This window comes from uncultured Nocardioides sp. (assembly GCF_902805925.1).
Lineage (GTDB): Bacteria > Actinomycetota > Actinomycetes > Propionibacteriales > Nocardioidaceae > Nocardioides.
On the sequence record NZ_CADCUP010000088.1, the window covers coordinates 1 to 8535 of the forward strand.

Sequence of the window (8535 nt, forward strand, 5' to 3'; positions counted from 1 at the left end):
TTGGCAGGCCGGTCTCCGGCGACGTGGTCGGGCTGATCCTCGAGGACCACCGGCGCTTCGAGGCCCTCCTGCGCGACCTGCGTGACAGCACCTCCGACCGCGACGCCGTACGCCAGGCGCTGGCCACGCTGCACGTCGCCCATGCCGTGGCCGAGGAGCGGGAGGTCTACCCGAACCTCCGCAAGAAGCAGGCCATCGGCGAGCACGAGGCCGAACACGGGGAGGAGGAGCACGCCGAGGGCAACGAGGCCCTGCTGGCGCTCCTGGAGCTGAGGAGCACCGACACCGAGGCGTTCGACGACGCGGTCGAGGAGTTCGCCCAGAAGCTCAACCACCACATCACCGAGGAGGAGCTCACCATCCTCAACCCGGCTCGGGAGGATGTCTCCCCGCAGGTGCGCGACACCCTGGGCGAGGCGTTCGCCCGGGTCCGCAACGCGCAGATCGAGGAGGACTGCGGGTCGATCGACAACGTGCGCCGGCTCGTGGAGGAGGCGCGTTCGGAGGGTGTCCTCGACGACGAGGAGGACGAGGAGTGAGCGCCCTCGAGACTCAGCGCCCCGACAGCCAGCGCCCCGAGCACCAGCGCCCCGACGGTGTCTCCGACACCACCGTCGAGGCACTCGGCAAGCTATCCGAGGCCCTCGAGGCCGTCGAGGAGGCACGCGGCCACCTCTACACCTTCCACCGGCGCACCGGCACCGCCGACCTGATGCTCGGCGACGCCGTCGACCTGTTCCGGGAGGCGGGGCACGACGACCTCGCCGACCGCCTGGACCGCGAGCTGGTGGGCCGCAACGTCATCCACGGGCGGTGGACCTTCCAGATCGTGGAGGACTACGACGACGGCTACTGGTCGGCGTTTCGCGACCTCGAGCAGCAGGCCCGCGAGCAGCTCGTGGGCGGTCGCCGGCACCTCTTCGAGGCGGAGATGAAGGAGGACCGCCGCTCGCATGGGGAGTCTCACCACGAGGCGGTGCCCGACGACAGCGGCCCGCAGGGAGCGCTGGGACAGCCCTCGTGACCACGCGGTGGCTCTTCGGCGACCAGCTCGGCGAGCACTTCCTCGACGACCACGACGGGCCGGTCCTGCTCGTGGAGTCGCACCGCGTGCTCGCCCGTCGTCGCTACCACCGAGCCAAGGCCCACCTGGTGCTCTCCGCGATGCGGCACCGGGCCCGCGAGCTGGGCGACCGGGTGACCTACGTCCGCGCCGACACCTACGGCGAGGTGGTGCGGCGGGCCGGCGGGCCGCTCCAGGTCGTCCACCCGACGTCGTACGCCGCGGTCCGCCTGGTCCGGTCGCTGGCCGAGGAGCTCGAGATCGAGCGGCTGCCGGCGCGCGGCTTCGTCACGCAGCGCGCCGACTTCGATGCCTGGGCCGCCGGTCGCGGCAAGCGCCGGCTGCTGATGGAGGACTTCTACCGCGACGCCCGCCTGCGGCACGGCGTCCTGCTCGAGGGCCGCGAGCCGGTGGGCGGCCGGTGGAACTTCGATCACGAGAACCGCGAGCCACCCCCGCGCGGCCAGGCGACGCTCGGCGTGCCGGAGCCGCCGTGGCCGCAGGAGGACGAGGTGGACGCCGAGGTCCGCGCCGACCTCGACCGCTGGGAGGCCGAGGGACGCATGTCCTTCGTGGGCAGCGACGGGCCGCGGCTCTTCGCCGCCACCCGATCGGAGGCGGAGGCGGTGCTCGACCACTTCGTGGAGCACCGGCTGCCGACCTTCGGCGCCCACGAGGACGCCATCCTCGAGGGCGACCCGTGGATGTCGCACTCCATGCTGTCGGCGACGATGAACCTCGGCCTGCTCGACCCGCTCGAGGTGGTCCGGCGGGCCGAGGACGCCTACCGCGCCGGATCGGCGCCCCTCGCGTCCGTCGAGGGGTTCGTGCGCCAGGTGATGGGGTGGCGCGACTACATCTGGCACCTGTACTGGCACCAGGGCGAGGACTACCGGCACCGCAACCACCTCGAGGCGCACGAGCCGCTCCCCGACTGGTTCGCCGACCTCGACGGCCAGGCGACCGAGGCCCGGTGCCTGTCCCACGCCCTCGAGGGGGTGGCCGAGCGCGGGTGGGTGCACCACATCCCGCGGCTGATGGTGCTGGGCGGCTACGCCCTCCAGCGCGGCTGGTCGCCCGAGGAGCTGACCGAGTGGTTCCGCCGGTCGTTCGTCGACGGCTACGACTGGGTGATGGTGGCCAACGTCGTGGGCATGAGCCAGCACGCCGACGGCGGGGTGCTGGCGACCAAGCCCTACACCTCCGGCGGCGCCTACATCAACAAGATGAGCGACCACTGCGGCTCCTGCCGGTTCAACCCGCGGGTGCGGGTCGGCGAGGACGCCTGCCCCTACACCGCCGGCTACTGGTGGTTCCTCGCCCGCAACCGGGAGAGGCTCGAGCCGAACCAGCGGATGTCTCGGGCGCTGCACGGCCTGGACCGGCTCACGGACCTGCCGGCCGTGGTGGCGCAGGAGGCGGCCCGGGGGGCCGACGCGCCCTAGCACGCGCTCGGAGGCTAGGAGCCGGTCCGGTCGTTGGTGGCCCGCACCACGGTGAGCCCCACCAGCCGGGCGACCACCAGCGCGACGTACAGGACGCCCACGACCTGCTCGACCATGACGACGGAGCGGGCGTGCTCCAGCACGGGCAGGACGTCGGAGAGCCCGACGCTGGTGAGGTTGGCGAAGCTGAGGAAGAGCAGCTCGTACCAGCCGACGTCGCCCGTCGCGGTGAAGGACCCGGGCCACACCGCCTCCACGCCCGAGAAGACGTAGGCGAAGCCCCAGGCCACCACGGTGAAGGCGGCGCCGGTCGCGAACAGCTCGTCGCGGGTCACCTTGTCGTCGTGGAACAGGTACTGGATCATCGCGTAGGAGACGTAGAAGTAGAACGGCGCGTGCCAGAGCGCCGAGGTGATCACGATCCAGTCCGTCGAGGGCGACAGCGCCTCGAGCACGGTCAGCACCATGGCCGGGGCGCCCAGCAGCACCGCCACCCAGCGCAGGACCGGCGTCAGCCGCACGGCCCAGATGGCGATGAGCACCAGCGCCATGCCCACGACGCCCAGCACCGCGCGGCCGACCGGGTTCTCGTCCAGGAAGGGGTAGCCGAGCACGGCCGCCAGCTGACCCCCGAGGAGCACCGCCGACGGGTGGCCCACCATCCAGCGCAGCTGTCGTCTCACGATCGCCGAGTCTAGGCGCTCCGCCGGCACGACCGGTCCGATGGCTTTCGCGGCGTGGCCCTTGAGGAGGGACGCCGCGCGCGCGAGGATCCGAGCGTGACCGCCACCGAGCACGACACCGACCTGCTCATCATCGGAGCGGGACCCACCGGGCTGTACGCCGCCTACTACGCCGGCTTCCGGGGGCTGCGGGTCGCCGTCGTCGACTCCCTGCCGGAGCTCGGTGGGCAGATCACCGCGATGTACCCGGAGAAGCAGATCCTCGACGTGGCCGGCTTCCCCACCATCAAGGGCCGCGACCTCGTCGAGGGACTGGTGACGCAGGCGGCCACCGCGCGGCCGACGTACTTCCTCGACCGGTCGGCAAGCACCCTGGACCACACCGGTGACACGGTGGTCGTGGGTCTCGACGACGGCAGCCGGATCACCGCCGGTGCCCTGCTGGTCACCGCGGGCATCGGGAAGTTCAGCCCGCGGCCGCTGCCTGCGGGGGAGGGGTGGCTCGGGCGGGGCCTGGAGTTCTTCGTGCCCAGCTTCGCGCCGTACGCCGACAAGGACGTCGTCGTGGTGGGCGGCGGCGACAGCGCGTTCGACTGGGCCCAGCACCTCGAGCCGGTGGCGCGCTCGGTCACGCTGGTGCACCGGCGGGCGGCGTTCCGCGCCCACGAACGCACCGTCGCGCAGGTGCGGGCCTCCACCGTGGAGCTGGTCACCAACGCCCAGGTGACGAGGCTGATCGGCGACGGCCACGTCAGCGAGGCCGAGATCAGCGTCGAGGGCCAGCAGCCCGTGCTGCGCCCGTGCCAGGCCGTGGTGGCGGCGCTGGGGTTCCTCGCCGACCTCGGCGCCCTCCAGCAGTGGGGGCTGGAGGTCCACAAGCGCCATGTGGTCGTGGACCCCGCCATGCGCACCAACCTGCCGCGCGTGTTCGCGGCGGGTGACATCACGGAGTACCCCGGCAAGGTGCGGCTGATCGCGGTCGGGTTCGGCGAGGCGGCCACGGCCGTCAACAACGCCGCGGTGGCGATCGATCCGTCGGCGCACGTGTTCCCGGGGCACTCCAGCGAGGCCTGAGCGGCTGGACCGCCCGTCGCCGGGTACCTGACCGCTCGGTAACCTTTCCGCGCAGCCACCGTCCGGTGAAAGAGAGTCCCCCTTGCGTGTCGCACTCCTGTCCTACCGGAGCAAGCCGCACTGCGGCGGCCAGGGCGTCTACGTCCGGCACCTGAGCCGGGAGCTGGTGGCGCTGGGGCACGAGGTCGAGGTGTTCTCCGGCCAGCCCTACCCCGAGCTCGACGAGGGCGTGCGGCTCACGAAGGTGCCCTCGCTGGACCTCTACCGCGAGCCCGACCCCTTCCGGATCCCCAGGCCGCGCGAGTTCCGCGACCGGGTGGACGTCGAGGAGTTCCTCACCATGTGCACCGCGGGCTTCCCGGAGCCGAAGACCTTCTCGACGCGGGTGGCGCGGCTGCTGAGGTCGCGCGTCGACGACTTCGACGTGGTGCACGACAACCAGGTGCTCGGCCGCGGCATGCTGGAGATCGAGCGGATGGGCCTCCCGCTCATCACCACGGTGCACCACCCGATCACCTTCGACCGGCGCATCGACCTGGCCGCGGCGCCCACTCTCCGCAAGCGGCTCGCGCTGCGCCGGTGGTACGGCTTCCTGCGCATGCAGGGCACGGTGGCCCGCGCCGCGCGCCGGATCCTCACGCCCTCGGAGTCCTCGCGCCGCGACATCGCCCGCGACTTCGGCGTCGACCCGGCCCGCATGCAGGTCATCCGGCTCGGCGTCGACGACGTCTTCGAGCCGCCGGCGGCGCCCCGCGTGCCCGGTCGCATCCTCGCCATGGCCAGCGCCGACGCCCCGATGAAGGGGATCTCCACCCTGCTGGAGGCCTTCGCGAAGCTGCGCACCGAGCGCGAGGTCGAGCTCGTGCTCGTGACCCGCCCACAGCCCGGTGGCCGCACCGAGCAGCTCATCGACTCCCTCGGGGTCGGCGGCTCCGTGCGGTTCGTCCACGGCGTCTCCGACGCCGAGCTCGTCGGGATCATGGGCTCCGCCGAGGTCGCCTGCGTGCCGTCGCTGTACGAGGGCTTCTCGCTGCCCACGGCCGAGCTGATGGCCTGTGCCACTCCGCTCGTCGTCTCCCGCGCCGGCGCCATCCCCGAGGTGGTCGGCCCCGACGGCGAGTGCGCCGAGCTGGTCACCCCCGGCGACGTCGGCGAGCTGGAGGCGGCGCTGGTGCGGCTGCTCGACGACCCCGCGCTGCGGGAGCGGATGGGTGCGGCCGGCCGTGCCCGGGCGCAGGCGCTGTTCAGCTGGCGGGCGGTCGCCGAGGCCACCGCCGCGGCGTACGCCGACGTGATCGCCGACCACCACAGCACTGACGACAGCCACACCGAGGATAGGGAGAGGACCCCCCGTGCTGACCGTTGACTTCGACCGGCTGGGCCTGCGGCCCGGCGAGCGGGTGCTCGACATGGGGTGCGGCGCCGGCCGGCACGCCTTCGAGATGTACCGCCGCGGCGCCGACGTGGTCGCCTTCGACCAGGACGCCGACGAGCTGGCCGGGGTGGGCGAGCTCTTCGCCGCCATGAAGGAGGCGGGGGAGGTGCCGGCGGGCGCGGAGGCCGACACCAAGGAGGGCGACGCGCTCCAGCTGCCGTTCGCCGACGGCGAGTTCGACCGCGTCGTCGCCGCCGAGGTGCTCGAGCACATCCCCGACGACCTCACGGCCATCTCCGAGCTCGTCCGGGTGCTGCGGCCCGGCGGCACGCTCGCGGTCAGCGTGCCCCGCTGGCTGCCCGAGGTCATCAACTGGAAGCTCTCCGACGAGTACCACCAGGTCGAGGGCGGGCACGTGCGGATCTACACCGACAAGGAGCTCGTCGACAAGGTCGGCCGGACCGGCATGCGCTACGACGGGGTCGGCTACGCCCACGGCCTCCACTCGCCGTACTGGTGGATCAAGTGCGCCGTCGGCGTCACCGACGACGACCACCCGCTCGCGAGGGCCTACCACCGGCTGCTGGTCTGGGAGATCATGGAGCAGCCCCGGATCCTGCGGCTGGCCGGCGCGGTGCTCGACCCGTTGATCGGCAAGAGCATGGTGATGTACTTCACCCGGCCCCGCGGCGGTTATGCGGTCTGAGGTGCCCGCCGTCGACGGTGTCCTCGCCGCCGCCGACGTCGCGGCCACCGCTGCGTCCATCGCCCGCATGCAGGAGCCGAGCGGCGCCGTGCCGTGGACCGTCGGGGAGCACACCGACGTGTGGAACCACGTCGAGGCCGCGATGGCGCTGCTCGTGGGCGGGGAGGTCGAGGCGGCCGAGCGAGCCCTCGCCTGGGTGCCGACGATGCAGCGTGCCGACGGCTCGTTCCCGATGAAGGTCGTCGCGGGCGAGGTCGAGGACGCCAGTGGCGAGACCAACATGTCGGCCTACCTGGCGGTGGGGCTCTGGCACCACTGGCTCGTGCGCCGCGACCTCCGCGTCGTACACCGCTACTGGCCCACCGTCCGGGCGGCCCTCGAGTGGGTGTGCTCGATGCAGCTGCCGTTCGGCGGCATCGCCTGGGCACAGGAGTGGCGCGCCGGCACTCCGGGCGCGGTCAACGATGAGGCGCTGGTCGCGGGGTCGTCGAGCATCCACCAGGCCCTGCGCGCGGGCGTCGCCCTGGCGGGGCTGGTCGGCGACCCGCAGCCTGGCTGGGAGCTGGCCGGCGGCCGGCTGGGTCACGCACTGCGATCCCACGAGGACCTGTTCCTCGACAAGAGCGGGTTCTCGATGGACTGGTACTACCCGGTGCTCGGTGGTGCGGTGACCGGCGAGGCCGCCTCCGCCCGCCTCGCCGCCCGGTGGGACACCTTCGTCGAGGACGGCCTGGGCATCCGCTGCGTGTCGGCCAACCCGTGGGTCACCGGCGCGGAGACCTGCGAGCTGGCGATGGCGCTGGACGTCGCGGGCGACAGCGAGCGCGCCGGGCGGCTGCTCGCCGACGTGCAGCACCTGCGCGACGACGACGGCGGCTACTGGACCGGGTACGTCTTCCCCGACGACGCCCACTGGCCGGCGGAGCACACGACCTACACCGCGGCCGCCGTGGTGCTGGCCGTCGACGCGCTCGGCCGCGGCACCGGCGGCTCGGGCATCATGCGCGGCACCGGGCTGCCCGCGCCGTTCGCCGAGGACGGTCTCGAATGCGGCTGCGCCTCAGCCGGCCGGGTCGCCCGCGTCTCCTGACACCCGTCGCAGCACCCGCAGGGAGCCCAGTGCCTCGACCTCGGCGAAGCCGCCCGAGTCCAGCGCCCGCAGGAACACCTCGTACGGCGGCCGCCCACCGTCGGCCGGGTCGGGGAACACGTCGTGGATCGCCAGCAGGCCGTCCGACATCAGCCACGGCGCCCAGCCGGAGTAGTCGTTCTGCGCGTGCACCTCGGCGTGCCCACCGTCGATGAACAGCAGGCTCAGCGGGGTGCGCCAGTGCCGGCTGACCGTCGTGGACGCGCCCACCACGGCCACCACCTGCTCCTCGAGCCCGGCCCGGGCCAGCGCCCGGCGGAAGAACGGCAGGGTGTCCATCACGCCGAGCTCGGAGTCGACGACCTCGGGGTCGTGGTGCTCCCAGCCGGCCTGGTTCTCCTCGCTGCCGCGGTGGTGGTCGACGGTGAAGACGGTGCCCCCGACGGCGCGGGCCGCGGCGCCGAGGTGCAGCGCGGACCTGCCGCAGTAGGTGCCGACCTCCAGGGCCGGACCCGACGGCAGCCGCTCGAGCGCGAGCCGGTGGAGCAGCAGCCCCTCGTCCTCGGGCAGGAACCCCTTGGTGACGCGGACCACGGCCGCGACGTCGTCGGGCAGGCGGGGGAGCGGCGAGGTCACAGCTGCACGCTAGTCCGGCCGCGGGCGGGCGTGGCGGGCGCCACAACGGTTACCGGTCGGTTTGCCAAGCTCGGTGAGGAGATGGAAGCGTCGTGCGGACATGACTGACCTGAACCGCACCGGCCATCGTCCGTCCGACCGCCTGACGGTCATCCCCGAGCACCCCGCCCTGGACCTCGACCCCGAGCCCGCCTCGGAGTCACGCCTGGGCCTCGACAAGGTGGTCTTCGGCGTCACCGCCGTGATCGCGGTCGCCTTCTTGGTGTGGGGCTTCCTCAGCACCGAGACGCTCGCGAGCTCCTCGTCGTCCGCCCTCGCCGGGACCATGGACTGGGACCCCTACGGCGAGCCGTTCCCCGGCACCGACGTGCGCCTCGCCGACGTGTGGCCGACCAGCCAGGAGGTGGCGGCCGCCGTCGAGGACGGGCTCGGCACCGACATGTACACCGCCCGCTACGCCGAG

9 protein-coding genes and 1 pseudogene are annotated in these 8535 nt (G+C 72.9%); 8 read left to right on the forward strand and 2 right to left on the reverse strand.

What is annotated here, in order from left to right:
* The 3 genes from QZX64_RS06220 to QZX64_RS06230 all read left to right on the forward strand — a co-directional run.
* On the forward strand, positions 1 to 539 hold a 539-nt coding region (locus QZX64_RS06220; RefSeq protein ID WP_295657735.1), incomplete at its 5' end, for a hemerythrin domain-containing protein.
* Entirely contained in the window at positions 536 to 1024 is a 489-nt protein-coding gene (locus tag QZX64_RS06225; protein ID WP_295657736.1) for a hypothetical protein, read from the forward strand. The genes QZX64_RS06220 and QZX64_RS06225, both read left to right, overlap by 4 nt.
* Positions 1021 to 2508: a cryptochrome/photolyase family protein gene (locus QZX64_RS06230; RefSeq protein WP_295657737.1), complete on the forward strand. Its 1488-nt coding sequence runs from the start codon at positions 1021 to 1023 to the stop codon at positions 2506 to 2508. The genes QZX64_RS06225 and QZX64_RS06230 overlap by 4 nt, the downstream gene beginning before the upstream one ends.
* 14 nt (positions 2509 to 2522) lie before the next feature.
* On the opposite strand, the gene QZX64_RS06235 is transcribed toward QZX64_RS06230, so the two are convergent.
* On the reverse strand, positions 2523 to 3191 hold the full coding sequence (locus tag QZX64_RS06235; RefSeq protein WP_295657738.1) for an ion channel: 669 nt from the start codon (positions 3189 to 3191) through the stop codon (positions 2523 to 2525).
* A 96-nt stretch (positions 3192 to 3287) separates the two neighbouring features.
* Between QZX64_RS06235 and QZX64_RS06240 the strand changes: the two genes are divergently transcribed.
* The 4 genes from QZX64_RS06240 to QZX64_RS06255 all read left to right on the forward strand — a co-directional run bounded on the left by QZX64_RS06240 (position 3288) and on the right by QZX64_RS06255 (position 7436).
* On the forward strand, positions 3288 to 4265 hold the full coding sequence (locus QZX64_RS06240; RefSeq protein ID WP_295657739.1) for an NAD(P)/FAD-dependent oxidoreductase: 978 nt from the start codon (positions 3288 to 3290) through the stop codon (positions 4263 to 4265).
* 82 nt (positions 4266 to 4347) lie between these two features.
* Positions 4348 to 5631 carry a glycosyltransferase family 4 protein gene (locus QZX64_RS06245; protein WP_295657740.1) on the forward strand — a complete coding sequence of 428 codons (1284 nt, stop codon included), beginning with the start codon at positions 4348 to 4350 and terminating at the stop codon, positions 5629 to 5631.
* The gene (locus tag QZX64_RS06250) at positions 5618 to 6346 is read left to right on the forward strand and encodes a class I SAM-dependent methyltransferase (protein ID WP_295657741.1); all 729 of its coding nucleotides are present in this window, start codon (positions 5618 to 5620) and stop codon (positions 6344 to 6346) included. Before QZX64_RS06245 ends, QZX64_RS06250 begins: the two co-directional genes overlap by 14 nt.
* A gap of 1 nt (position 6347) precedes the next feature.
* Positions 6348 to 7436 (forward strand): prenyltransferase, encoded by a 1089-nt coding sequence (locus QZX64_RS06255; protein WP_295657742.1) that lies wholly within the window; start codon positions 6348 to 6350, stop codon positions 7434 to 7436.
* On the opposite strand, the gene QZX64_RS06260 is transcribed toward QZX64_RS06255, so the two are convergent.
* Positions 7407 to 8072, reverse strand: coding sequence for a class I SAM-dependent methyltransferase (locus QZX64_RS06260; RefSeq protein WP_295657743.1), 666 nt, complete (start codon positions 8070 to 8072; stop codon positions 7407 to 7409). The genes QZX64_RS06255 and QZX64_RS06260 overlap by 30 nt on opposite strands.
* A 100-nt stretch (positions 8073 to 8172) precedes the next feature.
* On the opposite strand from QZX64_RS06260, the pseudogene QZX64_RS06265 reads away from it, so the two are divergent.
* Positions 8173 to 8535, forward strand: a pseudogene (locus QZX64_RS06265) (hypothetical protein); the annotation flags it as partial.